This window comes from Ruegeria sp. HU-ET01832 (genome assembly GCF_040371315.1).
Classification (GTDB): domain Bacteria; phylum Pseudomonadota; class Alphaproteobacteria; order Rhodobacterales; family Rhodobacteraceae; genus Ruegeria; species Ruegeria lacuscaerulensis_A.
Genome location: NZ_BAABWL010000001.1, coordinates 782329 through 798366 on the forward strand (window position 1 = coordinate 782329; position 16038 = coordinate 798366).

The following is a 16038-nucleotide window of genomic DNA, read 5'->3' on the forward strand; positions in this document are numbered from 1 at the left end:
GTTGTTCCGCAGCCCGTCTTTCACGTTGGGTTGCCACTGAAGCCGAACGGATCCCCACAGAGTAGGTGGTTTTCGGTGAGTCACAGTGGTGTGAGAGTTCCTGTGGCACTCCTAGTTCGGAATAGTATGTGCCGTTCTTTTTGAAACAGTAGGGCATTGAAATGTCCGTTGCCTGCGCAGCTTTCTTAAGAAGCCGATGTATATCAATGAGTTGACAAGGGAAGTGGTGCCCCACACGGAATACACAAACCAAAGTAAATATATATTTTTAAAGTATAAAACATAAACACATACCATACGATACCCCGAATAGTACCCCCAGTGGCAAAATTGCCTCGCCTGCACTTGCAGTGTACTTGCGACGACGATTCACCATTTAGAAGTCAATTTTGACCTCGAACAAAGCTACGCCCTCAAAAAAAATAGTCGTTAGTATGACACGAGCTTTGGGATCAATCTGGCAACGAGCCAGCTTTATAGGTTTGAACATTGAAGTATATAATCTGATCAATCGCAGATGCATGCTTTAGTGACCGCTGTGCGGACAAAGCAGTCATTCGTAGAATCTCTAAAGACGAAGAAGCAAATGCGTGATAGCTCCAGATTATGGCCACGGCATCTGCGCGAAATCGAACGCCCATCCCTTACGCATTTGCGGGTATTGGTGTTCTTTTTGCATCAATCTGTTTCGGGCTGGTTCCCTACTTTAGCCGCAGCCTGACCGATCAGGGCGTTGCACCCTATGCGGTCGCATTCTACCGATACATTGTTGCGGCTCTTCTTCTGCTTCCTGTTCTCATCGGGCACCGAAAAGAATGGCGAGAGATCATTTGGGGTCTCTCCGCCGGAGCCGTAATGGGGCTTGGTTGGATCGGATATGTAACGGCGCTGGAGAAGCTGCCCGCATCGACAGTGGGTGTGCTTTACATGACCTATCCGGTGTTCACCTTAGTTATTGCTTGGGCTGTTTTTGGCGATGCACCCACGCGACGCGCCGTGTTGGCCGCTGGCCTGATTGTGGTGGCTGCTGTCATTGCTGGCTCGCCTGCGTCAGTGGCTGCGGAACATCTACCGACGCTGCTGCTATCCCTTGCCGCCCCATTTGGGTTTGGCTTCGGAATCTGCGTCCTGGTACATAGGTTGTCACGGATTACGCCGTTGGCACGCATCGCGTCAGTTTCTCTGGGGTCTGTACTGGGCCTCGCACCGCTCATCCTGGGTGCTGAGGTTGGAGAGCTTCTCCCAAGGGAACAATCCGATTGGCTTTTCATTGTTGGTATTGGTCTGGTTACTGCTTTCGTGCCCCAGCTTATCTACACGATATGCTCACCTGTCATTGGGGCTTCCCAAACGGCGGTCGTCGGAAGCATCGAATTGCCCACGATGTTTGCCGTGGGATATCTTGCCTTTGGCGAAGCCATCTCTTTACCTCAAGCTTTGGCATGTGCCTTAGTGCTGGGCGCAATCGCGATCACAAGAAGTAGAAAGACGCGCACCGTATCTACCGTGCTCGCAAAATCACCGAAGCGGTAGTACTGGGCTCAAGGAAGACGTTGGTCTAAATTTCGCGAACGACCACCATGCGGGGAAAACAAGCTTTGATTGAAGATTTTGAAGATTGCCGACTCTACGCGGTTGTGGCGAAATTCAGATACCTACAACTTGGTCCTTGAGGCTATATAGAATGTATAAGACCTCTTCTTGTTCCCGTTGGCCGACGTCGTTGGCCTTTAGGGCATTCATGGCGTCGTCCAGAACTGCGACAAACTCATCTCCGCTGATGTTCATGTGCCGATGCGTAGCAACCATATCCTTGCCCGTATAGATCTCAGGCCCGCCAGAACCAGTTATGAAGAAGTCTCCTGCCATTTGTTTGAGGTGCTCCATCTCAGTTCCCGCAAATCGTGCAGCGACAACTGGGTTTTTAGAGTGATTGTCCACCAGAACGTCGACTATTCGCCGAATACCATCCGTTCCTCCCAGACGTTCATATAGCGTCTTTGACATGGTGCCCCCCGTGTCTGGCTCACCTCAAACCTCGATCTCTTGCGAATGCTAGCATGCCGCACTGATTGGCGCCAAATCTATAGCATTTAGGCGATTTTTTTCATCGGAATCCATCACCAAATGCGATGTCTTTTTTGAGCTCACAACCGACGAACGCCGTTACCTGAAGCAATGTCCGTTTTTTGGTTAGTCGGATTTGACCGGCCCATTTTGATTGTAAGCGCATCATTGGCCTGAGACCCATCAGGATGGTTGTTTCATGCGCTGCAAATTCATTTCTTCTCGAAACGGTAAACGCCATCCCAAGCGGCCGGTGGTTTAAACGCGAAACGGCTGCAACGTTCGATAAAGACATCTACAACAAGCTTGTTAGTTGCAATTTCTCGATGCGTCTGGAGGGCTTCTAATGCATCGGCCCATTTTCCAGACTGATACAAGTCATAGCATACACGCCATTCTTCGAGTTCGCGTTTCTTGGCTACGCTTGCCAGAAAGCCACTCTCATCATCTTTTTCCGCGATTAGTTCAAAGATACGACTAGGAAAACTAGTTCCGGCAGGCACAACATGGTCAACTTCGCGCAGCAAAAACATGCTCTCGACATGAACGGCCACATCTGACGACACGAGAATCCTTGTACCGTAAACTTTGTTCAACCCCTCCAGTCTGGAAGCAAAATTTACGGCAGCACCCAGTGCTGTGTATTGCAATCTCGAAAGAGACCCAACGTTGCCGACAACTACGCGACCTGTGTGTAGGCCGAAACGTGTTTGCAACGGACGCAACGGTAACGCTCCATTATCAGAATTGAGACTCGCCTCAGCCTGCAAACACGCCAAAGCTGCTCGGCAAGCGTGAACAGGGTGATCAGCATCATCGAGCGGAGCGTTCCATAGAGCCATAATGGCATCTCCAATGTACTTATCCACTGTACCCTGATTACCAGATATCTCTTTTTCCATTGCTTCGAAATACTCGGACAAAGCAGGCATCAGAACTTCTGGTTCAAGTCCCTCGGTCTGGCGCGTAAACCCTTTAAGGTCGGCGAACATCAGGGTAACGTCGCGCGACTCTCCCCCAACGCTAATTCTCTCTGCTTTTGAAAGGATAGAGCGCACCAGCTCCTTTGGTACGAACGCACCGAAACTCGACACTCCAGCTTTCATACTTGCAATCGCTGTTTCGAGTTCGGCAACTTCCTGAATATTTGATTTCAGGGTACCAAACCGTCTCGCGAAAGCCGGGTTTATTCCCGGTATCAGCTGGGATCTCACAATTACTTTCGTCTATCAGAGCCAGGCTGGTACCCGACATAAGGCATTTTTCTATTCTGTCGTATTCTGACGCTTTCAGTAACTTTGTTACCTGGGCATCGCAGGTAGCGCAGACGCCCACCGCCATGTACCTATGACTGGAGGTTGTCATCAGCGAGATCGACTGTGGAGCGGGATAACATGCGCTGCCGCAGCTCAAACAATTGAACTCACCCTGTTTCAGTTTAGCGAGCGGTTTGCGCTTCTGGCCATTGTGGTAGCGTTGCAGCTCAGCCCCACGAAAAATAAAAGGACGCAGATCGTCTGATTTCCGCAGGCCGGATTTCATCCAGTCGGTGATGGCATTGCGGCGAACATTGTAGATTTTACACAGTTCATCTACCGAATAGACTTGGTCTTGGCAGACCTTCACCTTGTAGTGGGCCCGTGTCATATTTCGCGCCCCGACTTGCGATTTTTCTTTTTGGTTTGGCGTGATGCTTCAGCCAGTTTTTTCTCAAACGACAGCAGACTGGATAGGCGCCAGCGACTGCTGTTTGGAGGCAGCTTGATCGGTGCGGGTAGAACGCCAAGCTCCACGCGTTTCCAAACTGTTTGGCGAGCGATGCCGAAGCGTTTGGCCACTTCAACGTCTTTGAGATAACGTTCGTCTTCGCCGAGGTTTTCAGCTTCTATCGCCTCCAATGCAGCAACCTGCACTGGCGTCAGAGCGGGCGGATTGGAATGAAGCTGAACTTGAGTCTGAACCCCGCCTTGATTGGTGTCATACGCAGGCGGTTGCGAACCGGCAGTAGAGGGATCTGCGAACAGATCCCCTATAGCAGAATTGTAGCTGAATTTAGCCATCGGCACCCCCATTCAGAGATGCCCAGTTATGGGAAAGAGAAAGGTTCGGGAGCTGGTGCATTAAGCGCCCTCCCGCAAGAGTTCGCGGATATCACCAACACGCCAAGCTGTTGTGCGAGGCCCGAGACGTACAGGCTGAGGGAAGCGCCCAGCACGGACGCCTGCCCACCACGTCGAACGGGATACAGGCACGGGACCGTGAGGGTGCAGGATCTGCTTTTCGCGCAGCAGCGCTTCGTTGGGAAGATCGTCAAATTGCATCGTAGTCCATCTATGTTTGTTACAGATGGTCCAAGGCTGACGAGGTCCGGTCTTGTGCAGCGATTATCCACGAAGTCCGATCGTGGATCCACGATGTGAATTATATTTTTAAGGGTTCAGTCGCTCCAATAGTTGCTGTTGACGTGCAATTCACTTGCCTCCTTTAGAAGCCTACGAACCGTTTGCTGATCCACCCCGCAGCCAAGTTCAGCAGCTTTGTCCGCAATCTGCTTCGGCACGTCAGAGCGTTTTTGGATGGGCGTATAACTGTGACCGTCCACTGCGCATGCAATGAGGGCTTTTTGAAGCGTTGCGATCCGTGTAGTGCTTGCAGACTTTTGCGCCCGGCTGTTTTCGGGGGAGGAAGAGGCCTCAAGCTTTGCGTCCAAAGCAGACAGGCGCTCATCTTTCGCTCGCAGCATATCTCGAAGTTTTTCGTTCTCCGCGATGATTTCCGCATTCTCGGCAACGGTATCCGGATGCTGGCCATCGTGAGGCGGCATCCCCACAGCACGCCGCCACGCTAAGGACACATAATACCCCCTTTTCGCCAGCCAAAGCAGATAGTCCTTTGCAGGCGCCTTCTCACTGATTTCCCCGATCTCTAACGCCCTTTCCAATATCAGGAACCTGTCGTCACGCTCACGTATCGTCTCTCCGGTTTCCGGGGCGTTACCGCGCCAGCTTTCTGTGCGGAATGGCTTAAAGTTCAGCGACAAATCGATTGCCTCGCGGGCTGTCCAATAAGGTTTTCGGATCCATTCCCCGATCAGAATCCGTTCCTGCCCAGCGTATTCAGGGGAAAGAATTTCCTTCCTTCGATGCGCAAAATGCTGACCGTCAAATACGATCGGGCGTTCCGGTGTGATGGCTAGCCACCAATCTGCATGGAACGGTAGGTTGTTGCGCTCTGCCCACCAAAGCCAAAAAACAGGCGCGCCAAATCGTTCACCCGACCGCTTCGTTCTAGTTAGTAGCGCACTGTGGTCATCCAGCTCCTTTGCGGCTCCGGCATCATCCGGCGAAATGCCCAACGCAAGTAGGACCGCGTCTTTGAGGGACCAACTGCTCTGATAGACCCAAGCTTGGATCAATTGTTCGGTAGGTTTTACCGGGGCTTGTTCACATTCAATCATGTCCCAGTTTTTCCTTCTTCATCTTATCAAGTTGATCTGCCCACCACTGTGTCAAATCAACTCGCTCATCCCAGTGTGTTCCGCGTGCATATGCCCGGCGGATTTCGTTCTTTTCCACATGGGCGAGGGCTCGCTCAATGGCGTCCGGATGCCAGCGGCCGGACTCATTGGCCAGTGTGGAAAACATTGCCCGAAAGCCATGCGCCGTCATCTCGTCCTTCTCGTATCCCATGCGGCGCAGCGCGGCATTCAAAGTATTGTCGCTCATGCAGCGCTTGGATGAACGCACCGATGGAAAGAGCAACTTGCCCCAACCCGTCAGGTCGCGCAGTTCCTTCAAGTGATCGAAGGTTTGGCGGGAAAGCGGTATTGTGTGAGGCCGCCGCATCTTGGCGCGATGTGCCGGAACGGTCCACGCCATTCTGGCCTCGTCGATCTCATCCCACTCCGCCATTCGCAACTCTCCGGGGCGCAGGGCAGTCAATGCGAGCAGTTGCAACGCGAGGCGCGTAGTTCTTTGACCAGCAAACCCGTCGATAGCCCGGAGCAATGCACCGACCTGCGCCGGATCAGTGATTGCCGCGCGGTGCTGTACTTGGGGCCTGATCAGGGCATCCTTCAAACCATAGGTCGGATCGTTATCCGCGAGTCCCAGGGCGATGGCATAGCGAAAGACGGCCCCGGCAGCAGACCGCATCCGTACGGCGGTTTCGTGATTGCCCTTTTTTTCCATCTTCTGCAGCGGAACCAGAATATCCCGTGCTGTTATTTGCGTGATCGGCATTTTCCCGATGTCTGCGGAAAGTAGCCGGTGAAACCAGGCGGTCTTTGTCAGCGTTGCTTCGGCACGGCCTTCGCTGCGCTTCTTTTCCAGCAGTTCTGCCGCCAACTTGGAGAAGGTAGCGTTGTTCTCTGCCTCTTCTCTGGCTTTTTTGTCTTTGCGCACGCTGGAAGGATCTTCGCCATTTGCGATCAGGCTGCGGGCGTCGTCCCGTTTCCGTCGCGCATCGGCCAGTGTCACTTCTGGATACTTGCCCAGCGCCAGCAGCTTTTCCTTTTGGAACCAACGATACTTGAAGCGCCAGAGTTTCGAACCGTTCGGCTTCACCAGCAAATAAAGCCCGTCAAAATCGGCCTGCTTGTAGGGCTTCTCCCTAGGTTTCAGAGCCCGAATCCGTGCGTCGCTCAAAACAGGCATTGGGGGTACCTTCCAGTCACCGTGTGGCACGTACCCCAATTTGGTACCCCATTTGGGGGCAGATTACAGCGCACGTGGCAGGACAACATCGGACAATCCGAAAGTAGAAATCCTGCAACTACAAGCTACTATCAGTCAAAATTGAACGCAACTGGATGTTAAAGTGGTGCCCCCACACGGACTCGAACCGCGGACCTACTGATTACAAATCAGTTGCTCTACCAGCTGAGCTATAGGGGCATTGAGTGTCGATTAATGGCTCTGGCGAGGGACTGCAAGCCTCAAATTTCATCCTTGCTTAAGGAAAGTCCGATTTCTTCTTGTCCAATTGGGCAAGCGCTTTGTAATAGCCCGGGTTTGACTGTACCACGCTCAGACTGTAATCCAGCAGACAAGGCCAAAGACGTAAGGACGTATACCAACGATGCAGGTTGCCATCCACGCCGGTGCTGCTTTTACCGACGAAGGCCGGCTACTCACGTCTTTACAGACCAACAATACAACTCTGTCCCAAACAGGAACCCGATTTTTTGGCCCCAGAAGATTTCGGCAAGTTTTTAATCCGGTGTTTCAGGCGTTGCACTCGGGCTCTTTGACCCCAAAAGGCGAGGATCGGTTGCGAAATGTGCTGCCCTCGGACGAAAACGCTCAACGCGCGATCTTCCTGAGCAACGAGTTCGCTGGTGATCGCGGAGCAACTCTTTTGGACGGGCAGCTTTACCCACGCGCGGGCGAAAGAATGGCCCTGCTCGAGCACGCGTTTCATGGCCATCAGGTCGAGATCTTTTTGGCCCTAAAAAACCTTGGGAGCTTCATCCCCAAGTTGTTAATGTCATTGCCAGAAGCGGAACGCGCGGCGGTTATCGACAACACTGACCTGAGCTGTCTCAGCTGGATCGGTATGATTGACGATATTCGCGACCTTGCCCCCAACGTGAAAATAACGCTTTGGTGCAACGAAGACACGCCGTTCATTTGGGGCGACATTATCCGCGCGATTGCGGATCTGCCGGACGATACTCCGATCAACAAGGAATTCGATCTGCTTCTGTCTTTGCTGACGGACGAAGGAAAGCAGAAGGCAGCAGATTTAACGCAGCCAGATTCAAACCTGACTCGCGGTGAGGTCACGGACGCCCTTGCACTGATTCTGACAGAGAATGCGCAGCCGGACAAAATCGAAGAAGAACTCGACCTTTCTGGCTGGAATTCGGATATTGTGGACGCGTTTTCAGAGCTTTACGAACAGGATATCGACCGGTTGGAGACCACAACCGGCGTCCGCTTTCTTCGACCGTAGACAAGAAAATCGATAAACGCATTCTTTGCACCTCAATGATCGAGATGCCACCTCTACTGCCCCTACAATTTCGGTCAAATAGGGACCTGTCGCCCGCTAAATTAGGCTGTAAGTTTCCCGGACTTACTCAGTTCATGCCCAGCGCTTCTTTGTACATTTCAAGTACAGCTTCTTCCTCGGCAATATCATCCTGGTCACGCTTGCGAAGAGCGATAACCTTACGCATGACCTTGGTGTCGTAGCCGCGCGCCTTGGCCTCGGCCATGACCTCTTTTTGCTGCTCAGCAATGTCTTTTTTCTCAGCGTCCAATCGCTCGAAGCGTTCAATGAACTGGCGCAATTCACCCGCTGTCACACGATAGTTGGCGGTGGCCTGATCTTCGGTCATATCTTCCATTTTCGTCTCTCTCAGCGATTGCGGTTTGATGCTGTAACAGCGGCTTTCGCGGGATACCTTGCCTCTGCACCTACCGCAAGCGCACAATCCATGGTCAGGCTTGTGTGACGCAGTACGATCCGATAAGCGCTGAGGAAATCAGTGAACCGTTTGTGGGGAACCATGTTTCAAATCATCACATGGGGCGGTGCTGCCCTCTCGCTCGCAGGCCTTCTGGGATTGGTCTGGTGCATTTTACGGGTGATGAAGGCGCGCAAGTCCGGTTTGTCGGATGATGAGTTGCGCGCCGTTGTTCAGGGCGTTCTGCCTTGGAACCTGGGTTCGCTTTTCCTGTCGGTTCTCGGGCTGATGCTTGTGATACTTGGAATTTCGTTCAGTTGAGAATGTGCCTTAGACTGGCAGATTATCAAATCGCGCTTCCATTGCGTCTTCGCACAACGCCGCATCCAAACGCCGCAACCGCGATGGGATGTGGACACCTTGCTGACGCATACGCTCGATGATTTTGGTCACGCTGGGTTGAAGAGCCAGCCGCGTCTCAAGACAGGCACCCTGCAACTTCGCTTCAAGCTGCTCAGCTTCGGAATACAAATTGCTTGTAGACATGTTCATCCTCCCAAATGCTGTCTGATTAACCTCATATAGGTAATATAGGTAACCGTTTTAAGACTTGCCGATCTTAGCCCGCATACGGGCGAAAACTCGCCTGCCAAGTGCCCGGTCATCGCGTGGTTTTGCGGATTGTTTAAATTCTATGCCAATCCAGCCTAAGCTGCCTTGACAGACATCAAGTCACGAACTGTTGATTGCCTTATATTCCGCAATTAATATATGAATACTGAGGCACGTACGGAGAGCAAAATGACACCTAAGGTGAAAGCGTTTTTTGATACAGATACATTCACAGTGTCCTACCTGGTTCAGGAACCCGAAGGTCAAGCTTGTGCGATCGTCGACAGCGTTCTGGATTTCGACCATGCCTCGGGGCGGACAAACACCAACTCGGCCGACATGATCATAGACTTCGTCCGAAAGCACGACCTCAAGGTAGAATGGATCTTGGAAAGCCACGTGCACGCCGATCACCTTTCGGCCGCTCCATATTTACAGCAGGAACTTGGTGGCAAAATCGGCATCGGCGACCAAATCGTGACCATTCAGGAAACCTTCGGCAAGATCTTCAACGAAGGAACCGAGTTTCAGCGCGATGGCAGCCAATTTGATGCCTTGTTCCGCGAAGGTGACAGCTTTCACGTTGGCCAGATGCGCGGAGATGTGTTGCACACACCGGGCCATACACCAGCCTGCCTGACCTATGTGATTGGAGACGCGGCCTTTGTCGGCGACACATTGTTCATGCCGGATTTCGGCACCGCGCGGTGTGACTTCCCTGGGGGGTCTTCTGAGATGCTGTATGCATCGATCCAAAAAATATTGTCTCTGCCGGATGAAACCCGAGTGTTCGTTGGTCATGATTACAAAGCACCCGGTCGGGACGAATACGCGTGGGAGACAACAGTGGGCGAGCAAAAAGCTCTGAATGTGCATATTGGTCAGGGACGACCAGTCGAGGAATTCGTCGAGATGCGCGACGCGCGTGATGCGACCCTTGGTATGCCACGCCTGATCCTGCCGTCTCTGCAGGTCAACATGCGTGCAGGTCAGATGCCGCCTGCGGACGAAAAAGGTGATGTTTTTCTAAAGCTTCCCATCAACAAGCTTTAGCGTCGAAAGGGGGCGAACAATGCAAATCGCGTGGATTTTGGGATTGGCGGGGGGCCTACTGATCGGCTTGGGCGCCGCAGTTTACCTGCTTGGGAACGGTCGCATAATGGGGGCCAGCGGAATTCTCGGGGGGCTGGTCGACAGCACGGATCGCACCGCCGAGCGGCTGGCTTTTGTCGCGGGGCTGATCGGAATGCCCCTGGTGCTGTGGCTGTTCATGTCCCCTGCCCCGCAAACTCATCTGACCGGCAATCTGCCTGTCGTTATAATCGCAGGAGTCCTGGTTGGTGTCGGAACCCGGATCGCGAATGGCTGCACCTCGGGGCACGGAGTTTGCGGTATATCGCGGTTCTCGCTTCGCGGTATCGTGGCAACGCTTATCTATATCGGTTCAGGTGCTGTAACTCTGTACCTGCTGCGACACATGTTGGGATGGGTTTGATGCGGGTTCTGATCTCTTTGCTAGCTGGGTCGCTGTTCGGAGCGGGTTTGCTGATTTCGGGCATGACCGATACGACGAAGGTGCAGGGCTGGCTGGATGTGTTCGGCAACTGGGACCCGACGCTTGCCTTCGTAATGGGCGGGGCGATCCTGCCGATGTTGGTCGCCTGGAAAATCGCCGCGCGCGGTCAACCATTGACAGGGGGCAAGTATCCGCAAGCGTCCCGGCCCGAGCTGGATCGTCGACTGGTCGTAGGTTCCGTGATGTTCGGTATGGGATGGGGTCTGTCCGGCTTATGCCCCGGCCCCGCGATTGCCTCTGTCACCTATGGTGGCATCGGTGGAGTGGTGTTCCTGATCGCCATGATTGCCGGGATGTTCGCCGCACCCGTCGTCGGGGCGCAACTGGACAGAGCCGCAAACCCGGCCTAATCAATTGTCATGGAGATTCGACCAATTACCCCCCGCTACGCTGTCTCGCCGCAAATTTCGGTCGAGGACGTTCAGACCATTGCTGATTTAGGCTTTGTTCGGGTTATCTGCAACCGACCTAACAGTGAAGTTCCGATGGACCTGCAATCTGACGCGATTGGACAGGCCGTTCGCGCGGCTGGAATGGAATACGAAGTGCTGGAACTGACTCACCAGACGATGACGCCGGAAAACGTCGCCCTTCAACGCGAACTTGCCGAACGCTGCAGCGGCCCGGTTCTGGCCTATTGCGCCTCGGGCACGCGCTGTTCGGTTGTTTGGGCCCTTGGGCAATGTGACCGGATGAGCACGGATGACATTCTGGATGCAACCACCAAAGCCGGTTACGCCCTTGAGAACCTCAGACCGGCGCTGGATCAACTTCGCAGCGTGAGTGACTAGGCAGCATTAGTCGGGTTTGCCATCCAGCCCCGCAAGCTTTGAAATCTCGGCTGCAATCTGATCTGAGTCGCCCAGGGTCAACTCACCCTCAATCGTTTCCAGTGCCTTTGGGGTGATCGGAACAATATCTGTTTCAAGATCATGCTCGGGTTTGGACTGCGCCGTTGGCGACCGGGCTTCAAGAAACTCATGCTCAGCCGCGTTTAGCGGGCTGGGTATAGTTTCGTGTTCGTTCAATCGCACCGCACGCATTCCGCCACATTGGCCCAAGCGACCCACAGCAGCCCGTGATCGGTCAATCGTCAAGACTTCGGCCTTGTCTACACGCGCCCCGACCAGCGGAAGAACATCACCTTCCGATAACCCAGACAATGACGCAAAGGGCAACGACATACGGCAGATCACCGTGTTCAGCTCCGCTCGCAATACGCCCGACGACTGCTCGAGATTGGGGCCTGCGACCTGTTCGTCTGGGTCATCAAGGTCACCATCTTTTTGACGATCCGGCAGAAACAGGGAAATCTGTCCCTGTCGCACACCTCCGCCAAGCTCGACCGTCAGTTCGTATACGTCATAAATATCTTCGACCATAGCCAGTGTCAGCGTGCGCTTGTCCGGCAAACGCGCCTTGTATTCATACCCCGTCAAACCGGCCTGATCGCTCGAGGATTCGACGATACGGGACGCGCGGGTCAGTACCTCTTCGATCAGAGGTGCGACCATAGCCGCATCCGTATCCGTGCACACGCGCGCGGAAGGCGGGTCCGACATGACCTGCCCAAATGTCTGCACCTGAACGATTGCAGACACTGCGCCAGGATCAAGGCACACGGCCGCTGAAACACCATCCCCATTTCCCAACAGCACGAAAAGCCAGTCATCCTTGGCAACTTCAGCCAATGTATCCACCGGTCGACATGATTGTTTTGCGCCGATCACCGTCAGGGGCAGCTTCATCACATCCCCTGCCGCTCGTGCGAATGCCAATCGCAGAGCCCGCAGAACAGAGCGCGGTTTGTCACCCCGCTCCTCCTGACTTGCCGAGAGCTTGCGCGCCAACGCCGTGCCGACCGGTTGCGTCATTCCCAAAACCGCCCTTCGTTCCTGTGCCTGACATCCGGTCTAACCCAGCTGAGGTTACGAATGTCTTTACGCGCCCACTACTGAGCGGCCTGACGGTAGGCCAATGGAACGCGAACCCGGAACGCAGCGCCGCCCTGACCGGGAAGATAGGTGATCTCGCCCCCCAGCCGCTGCATGATCTCGCGGCAAATTGCCAGACCCAGGCCCGCGCCTCCGGCCTTTTCACCGCTCACACGGGCAAATTTCTCGAACACCATTGAACGAGCTTCCGGAGGGATGCCGCTGCCATTATCGGCAAAATCAACCACCACTTGCCCACCAACGTCATGAGCCGAGATGGTCAGCACAGGTTCATCCGCATCGCAGTATTTCTGCGCATTCGAGATTAGGTTGATAAAGACTTGTCCCAGCCGATCCAGGTCGGTGTGAAGCGGAATACGTTCGGCGGACTTGGATCGCCGCACCTCGATACCAGCGCTTGATCCAGCCAGGGCGCTCGAGACGGCCCGGTCCAAAACCGAGCGTAGCGTATCGCCCCCCATGTTCAGGTTCACCCTGCCACTTTCCAACACGCTCAGGTCCAGCAGATCATCCAACAGTCGGGTCAATCGAAGCGCCTCATCGTGGATGATCGCAGCATAGCGCGTCTGTTCCTCGGGACTTAATCCGTCAGTGTCGCGCATGATTTCAGAAAAAGCCCGGATTGAAGTCATTGGCGTGCGCAATTCATGGCTGACCTGGCCCAAAAAATTGTCTTTTTGCTCAGAAATTTGAGTCAGTTTTGTGTTCGCATCCCGCAACTGGCGCGCCGTGCGGGTCAGCTCGGCCGACTTTGTCTCCAACTGGCTGGAGTATTCCAACAGTTGCGCCGATTCATCGGCCACAGCCAGCAGGTCTTCGACCGAGACCGACGAGCCGCCCACAATCTGCCCGATCATCGCATGCGCCGTCGCCGCGCCGACAGAGCCGCTGAGCTCTCGCTCAAGCCGTTCGAGAAAGGCAGGTGTCGGCTCTGGCAGACTGGAACGTCCACCTTGCCGTTCCGACTCGGCCTGAAAGAAATCCTGCGCCGGCCCCGCGCCCAGGATACGCTGGGTCATGATCATCAGATCTTCGCTCTGCGCCACGAAGCCGCTCCAGCCCCGAGGCGCTACGGAATGGTCGAACACATTGACGAACTGCGCACCCTGCAAGCGCTCCAGCGGGCTGGGAAAACTCAGCAGCGAGGCCACGCAAAACGCCACCGTGTTCAAAGACAGTGACCACATGACCGAATGCACGATCGGGTCCATATCTTCGATCCCGAACAACGCCTGAGGACGCAGCCACTCCAAACCGAAAGGACCGTTCTGAATGATGGCACCGGACATGAACCCGCCACCCATCTCCGGCAGCAACAAGGTGTAAATCCACAACACAAACCCAACGGTCAACCCGACAAGAGCCCCTGTCCGAGTCGCCCCGCGCCAGAACAAACCACCCACAAGGGCAGGCAAAATCTGGGAAATTCCGGCAAAAGCTATAAAGCCAATAGAAGCCAGTGCCGCACCGCCACCGGACAAACGGTAGTAAAAAAACCCAAGCGCCATGACGACTGCAATGGATATCCGCCGCGCCATAAGAACAACATGCCGGACATCCCCCGAAACCGATCCTGCCCCCCCTTGCGTGCTAAGCCAGATCGGCATGACAACATGGTTCGACACCATCGTCGACAACGCCATGGCAGTGACAATCACCATGGATGTAGCGGACGAGAACCCGCCGATGAACGAGAGCATCGCCAGCCACTCATTCCCTTGAGACAGAGGTACGGTGAGTACGAAAAGGTCAGGGTTTGATCCTTCGGGTAAAAGATCTAACCCCACAACTGCGATGGGCACGACAAACAAACTCATCAGCAGCAGGTACAGAGGAAACGCCCATGCGGCTGTCCTCAGATGCGCCTCGTCCGAATTTTCGACCACCATGACCTGAAACATTCGAGGCAAGCAGACGAAACATGCGGCCGACAGAAACACAAAAGTAGTCCAGCGCCCCGCATCCACGTTCCATTGACCGATTTCGGACGAATCGATCTGGTCCAACATAGGACCAAGCCCGCCCGCGACGCCCCAAACCACAAAGATTCCAACAGCCAGAAGGGCAAACAGCTTGACCACCGACTCCAGCGCGATGGCGGTCACAACCCCGTGGTGCCGTTCATTGGCGTCAAGGTTCCGTGTTCCGAACAGAATCGCGAAGACTGCCAATCCGGCAGCGACCCAAAACACACTGGATCCTTCGCGATAAAGACCTGTCGGATCGGCCTCGGCGAAAATCGAGAAAGACAGGGTGATGGACTGAAGCTGCAAGGCGATGTAGGGCGTGCCCCCCAAAACGGCCAACACGGTCACACAAATCGCCAGGGTGTTGGATTTTCCGTAGCGCGAAGAAATAAGGTCTGCGATCGAGGTCACCCTCTGGCTGCGCCCCACCCTTACCAGTTTGCGAAGGCCCCACCACCAGCTGATCATGACCAGCGTGGGACCAAGGTAGATCGTCACGAATTCCAACCCCGACCGCGCAGCGTTCCCCACCGCGCCATAGAATGTCCAGGCGGTGCAGTAGATCGACAGCGACAGCGTATAGAACAAGGGGGATCGCAGCCACGCCCCACGGCCTGCAGCTGCCAGCCTGTCGGCCGCAAAGGCTACACAGAACAACAGTACAACATAGCCCAAACACACCAGAATCAGGACGTTAAGCGTTGCCATTAATCTGGTCTCTGATCGGTTTCGTCTTGAGTGGCCATACGTCTGGCTGCAAAACCAAAGACCAAACTGATGCCAATCAGAACGGCCCAGCATACGAAAATATAAAGAATGGCCGAAGATAGACGAATGCCGTCTCCTGCCTCATCAGACCCCGGCCACAGCAATGGGATGGCAAACAAAGCGGCGCCTAGAATCGGCAAAAAGCGAGCGGCATCCGACAGCCGGCGACGGCGATAGCTTTGACGTTCCAAAAACAGCGAAGGCCGAACACCCTGAGGCCGTCGATCTTCGCTAATGCTCATGACCGCGTAGCCTGAGCATGCAAATCCCGCACCGCGGTCAAAACCTCGGCATTCGAGAACGGTTTGGTCATGAAACGACTGACTCCGGCATTTTCGGCCATCTCGCGATCCCGCAGCTGTCCGCGCGCGGTTAGCATCAGAACCGGCAAGGTCTTCAAGTCTTCAAGCTCGCGCAGGTCGCGCAGGATTTCCATCCCGCTCTTGCCCGGCAACATGACATCCAGAATAACCAGATCAGGGTCGGCGCTTTGGATAACCCGCAATGCGTCCAACCCTTCGGCATGCGTTTCAACCTGCCAACCCTCGCGCGTCAGCAAAAACCGAATAGCCTCGGCAATGTTCGGCTCATCCTCAATTAACAGAACCTTACGGCTCATTTGTAGTATTCCTCCCCGTGACGGGCTACCCATCCGTAAACCTGTCTAGGCCAGCTTACGCC

General features: G+C 54.4%; 19 protein-coding genes and 1 tRNA gene. 7 read left to right on the forward strand and 13 right to left on the reverse strand.

Going from position 1 to position 16038, the window contains the following annotated elements:
* Positions 1-606: 606 nt before the first annotated feature.
* Positions 607-1533, forward strand: coding sequence for a DMT family transporter (locus ABWV79_RS03910; RefSeq protein WP_353390530.1), 927 nt, complete (start codon positions 607-609; stop codon positions 1531-1533).
* Positions 1534-1647: 114 nt separating this feature from the next.
* Here the strand turns inward: ABWV79_RS03910 and ABWV79_RS03915 are convergent, their stop codons facing one another.
* From ABWV79_RS03915 to ABWV79_RS03945, 7 genes are all read right to left on the reverse strand, one after another.
* Positions 1648-2007, reverse strand: a complete 360-nt coding sequence (locus tag ABWV79_RS03915; protein WP_170782782.1) for a group I truncated hemoglobin — start codon at positions 2005-2007, stop codon at positions 1648-1650.
* A gap of 272 nt (positions 2008-2279) precedes the next feature.
* Positions 2280-3281 carry an adenylate/guanylate cyclase domain-containing protein gene (locus tag ABWV79_RS03920; protein WP_353390532.1) on the reverse strand — a complete coding sequence of 334 codons (1002 nt, stop codon included), beginning with the start codon at positions 3279-3281 and terminating at the stop codon, positions 2280-2282.
* 429 nt (positions 3282-3710) lie between these two features.
* The gene (locus ABWV79_RS03925; protein ID WP_353390533.1) at positions 3711-4127 is read right to left on the reverse strand and encodes a helix-turn-helix transcriptional regulator; all 417 of its coding nucleotides are present in this window, start codon (positions 4125-4127) and stop codon (positions 3711-3713) included.
* A gap of 60 nt (positions 4128-4187) precedes the next feature.
* Entirely contained in the window at positions 4188-4388 is a 201-nt protein-coding gene (locus ABWV79_RS03930; protein WP_170753919.1) for a helix-turn-helix transcriptional regulator, read from the reverse strand.
* Between the two features lie 116 nt (positions 4389-4504).
* The gene (locus tag ABWV79_RS03935) at positions 4505-5524 is read right to left on the reverse strand and encodes a hypothetical protein (RefSeq protein ID WP_353390535.1); all 1020 of its coding nucleotides are present in this window, start codon (positions 5522-5524) and stop codon (positions 4505-4507) included.
* On the reverse strand, positions 5517-6722 hold the full coding sequence (locus ABWV79_RS03940; protein ID WP_108861800.1) for a tyrosine-type recombinase/integrase: 1206 nt from the start codon (positions 6720-6722) through the stop codon (positions 5517-5519). The genes ABWV79_RS03935 and ABWV79_RS03940 overlap by 8 nt, the downstream gene beginning before the upstream one ends.
* 164 nt (positions 6723-6886) lie before the next feature.
* Positions 6887-6962, reverse strand: a tRNA-Thr gene (locus ABWV79_RS03945).
* Positions 6963-7146: 184 nt separating this feature from the next.
* Here ABWV79_RS03945 and ABWV79_RS03950 point away from each other — a divergent pair.
* The gene (locus ABWV79_RS03950) at positions 7147-8022 is read left to right on the forward strand and encodes a hypothetical protein (RefSeq protein WP_353390536.1); all 876 of its coding nucleotides are present in this window, start codon (positions 7147-7149) and stop codon (positions 8020-8022) included.
* A 127-nt stretch (positions 8023-8149) separates the two neighbouring features.
* On the opposite strand, the gene ABWV79_RS03955 is transcribed toward ABWV79_RS03950, so the two are convergent.
* Positions 8150-8419 (reverse strand): DUF2312 domain-containing protein, encoded by a 270-nt coding sequence (locus ABWV79_RS03955; RefSeq protein WP_170355037.1) that lies wholly within the window; start codon positions 8417-8419, stop codon positions 8150-8152.
* Positions 8420-8581: 162 nt separating this feature from the next.
* On the opposite strand from ABWV79_RS03955, the gene ABWV79_RS03960 reads away from it, so the two are divergent.
* A complete protein-coding gene (locus ABWV79_RS03960) occupies positions 8582-8800 on the forward strand; it encodes a hypothetical protein (protein ID WP_170355036.1) in 219 nt (72 codons plus the stop codon).
* A gap of 9 nt (positions 8801-8809) precedes the next feature.
* On the opposite strand, the gene ABWV79_RS03965 is transcribed toward ABWV79_RS03960, so the two are convergent.
* A complete protein-coding gene (locus tag ABWV79_RS03965; RefSeq protein ID WP_170355035.1) occupies positions 8810-9025 on the reverse strand; it encodes a hypothetical protein in 216 nt (71 codons plus the stop codon).
* Positions 9026-9280: 255 nt separating this feature from the next.
* On the opposite strand from ABWV79_RS03965, the gene ABWV79_RS03970 reads away from it, so the two are divergent.
* The 4 genes from ABWV79_RS03970 to ABWV79_RS03985 are packed head-to-tail and all read left to right on the forward strand — an operon-like array spanning position 9281 to position 11458.
* Complete coding sequence (locus tag ABWV79_RS03970) at positions 9281-10144, forward strand: MBL fold metallo-hydrolase (protein WP_170355034.1); 864 nt, start codon at positions 9281-9283, stop codon at positions 10142-10144.
* A 19-nt stretch (positions 10145-10163) separates the two neighbouring features.
* Positions 10164-10586 carry a YeeE/YedE family protein gene (locus ABWV79_RS03975; RefSeq protein WP_353390538.1) on the forward strand — a complete coding sequence of 141 codons (423 nt, stop codon included), beginning with the start codon at positions 10164-10166 and terminating at the stop codon, positions 10584-10586.
* On the forward strand, positions 10586-11017 hold the full coding sequence (locus tag ABWV79_RS03980) for a DUF6691 family protein (RefSeq protein ID WP_353390539.1): 432 nt from the start codon (positions 10586-10588) through the stop codon (positions 11015-11017). Before ABWV79_RS03975 ends, ABWV79_RS03980 begins: the two co-directional genes overlap by 1 nt.
* Positions 11018-11026: 9 nt before the next feature.
* Positions 11027-11458 carry a protein tyrosine phosphatase family protein gene (locus tag ABWV79_RS03985; RefSeq protein WP_170753907.1) on the forward strand — a complete coding sequence of 144 codons (432 nt, stop codon included), beginning with the start codon at positions 11027-11029 and terminating at the stop codon, positions 11456-11458.
* A 6-nt stretch (positions 11459-11464) separates the two neighbouring features.
* Here the strand turns inward: ABWV79_RS03985 and ABWV79_RS03990 are convergent, their stop codons facing one another.
* The 4 genes from ABWV79_RS03990 to ABWV79_RS04005 form a co-directional block, all read right to left on the reverse strand.
* Positions 11465-12541 (reverse strand): FliM/FliN family flagellar motor C-terminal domain-containing protein, encoded by a 1077-nt coding sequence (locus ABWV79_RS03990; protein ID WP_353390540.1) that lies wholly within the window; start codon positions 12539-12541, stop codon positions 11465-11467.
* Between the two features lie 77 nt (positions 12542-12618).
* Positions 12619-15297 carry an ATP-binding protein gene (locus ABWV79_RS03995; protein WP_353390542.1) on the reverse strand — a complete coding sequence of 893 codons (2679 nt, stop codon included), beginning with the start codon at positions 15295-15297 and terminating at the stop codon, positions 12619-12621.
* Positions 15297-15599 (reverse strand): hypothetical protein, encoded by a 303-nt coding sequence (locus ABWV79_RS04000; RefSeq protein WP_170355028.1) that lies wholly within the window; start codon positions 15597-15599, stop codon positions 15297-15299. The genes ABWV79_RS03995 and ABWV79_RS04000 overlap by 1 nt, the downstream gene beginning before the upstream one ends.
* Positions 15596-15976: a response regulator transcription factor gene (locus tag ABWV79_RS04005; protein WP_170355027.1), complete on the reverse strand. Its 381-nt coding sequence runs from the start codon at positions 15974-15976 to the stop codon at positions 15596-15598. The genes ABWV79_RS04000 and ABWV79_RS04005 overlap by 4 nt, the downstream gene beginning before the upstream one ends.
* Between the last annotated feature and the right edge of the window lie 62 nt (positions 15977-16038).

Bases quoted from the DNA above. Each gene is read 5' to 3' on its own strand.
- ABWV79_RS03910 (WP_353390530.1), top strand. From the start codon at position 607: ATGGCCACGGCATCTGCGCGAAATCGAACGCCCATCCCTTACGCATTT.
- ABWV79_RS03915 (WP_170782782.1), bottom strand. From the start codon at position 2,007: ATGTCAAAGACGCTATATGAACGTCTGGGAGGAACGGATGGTATTCGG.
- ABWV79_RS03925 (WP_353390533.1), bottom strand. From the start codon at position 4,127: ATGGCTAAATTCAGCTACAATTCTGCTATAGGGGATCTGTTCGCAGAT.
- ABWV79_RS03930 (WP_170753919.1), bottom strand. From the start codon at position 4,388: ATGCAATTTGACGATCTTCCCAACGAAGCGCTGCTGCGCGAAAAGCAG.
- ABWV79_RS03935 (WP_353390535.1), bottom strand. From the start codon at position 5,524: ATGATTGAATGTGAACAAGCCCCGGTAAAACCTACCGAACAATTGATC.
- ABWV79_RS03940 (WP_108861800.1), bottom strand. From the start codon at position 6,722: ATGCCTGTTTTGAGCGACGCACGGATTCGGGCTCTGAAACCTAGGGAG.
- ABWV79_RS03950 (WP_353390536.1), top strand. From the start codon at position 7,147: ATGCAGGTTGCCATCCACGCCGGTGCTGCTTTTACCGACGAAGGCCGG.
- ABWV79_RS03955 (WP_170355037.1), bottom strand. From the start codon at position 8,419: ATGGAAGATATGACCGAAGATCAGGCCACCGCCAACTATCGTGTGACA.
- ABWV79_RS03960 (WP_170355036.1), top strand. From the start codon at position 8,582: ATGTTTCAAATCATCACATGGGGCGGTGCTGCCCTCTCGCTCGCAGGC.
- ABWV79_RS03965 (WP_170355035.1), bottom strand. From the start codon at position 9,025: ATGTCTACAAGCAATTTGTATTCCGAAGCTGAGCAGCTTGAAGCGAAG.
- ABWV79_RS03970 (WP_170355034.1), top strand. From the start codon at position 9,281: ATGACACCTAAGGTGAAAGCGTTTTTTGATACAGATACATTCACAGTG.
- ABWV79_RS03975 (WP_353390538.1), top strand. From the start codon at position 10,164: ATGCAAATCGCGTGGATTTTGGGATTGGCGGGGGGCCTACTGATCGGC.
- ABWV79_RS03980 (WP_353390539.1), top strand. From the start codon at position 10,586: ATGCGGGTTCTGATCTCTTTGCTAGCTGGGTCGCTGTTCGGAGCGGGT.
- ABWV79_RS03985 (WP_170753907.1), top strand. From the start codon at position 11,027: ATGGAGATTCGACCAATTACCCCCCGCTACGCTGTCTCGCCGCAAATT.
- ABWV79_RS03990 (WP_353390540.1), bottom strand. From the start codon at position 12,541: ATGACGCAACCGGTCGGCACGGCGTTGGCGCGCAAGCTCTCGGCAAGT.
- ABWV79_RS03995 (WP_353390542.1), bottom strand. From the start codon at position 15,297: ATGGCAACGCTTAACGTCCTGATTCTGGTGTGTTTGGGCTATGTTGTA.
- ABWV79_RS04000 (WP_170355028.1), bottom strand. From the start codon at position 15,599: ATGAGCATTAGCGAAGATCGACGGCCTCAGGGTGTTCGGCCTTCGCTG.
- ABWV79_RS04005 (WP_170355027.1), bottom strand. From the start codon at position 15,976: ATGAGCCGTAAGGTTCTGTTAATTGAGGATGAGCCGAACATTGCCGAG.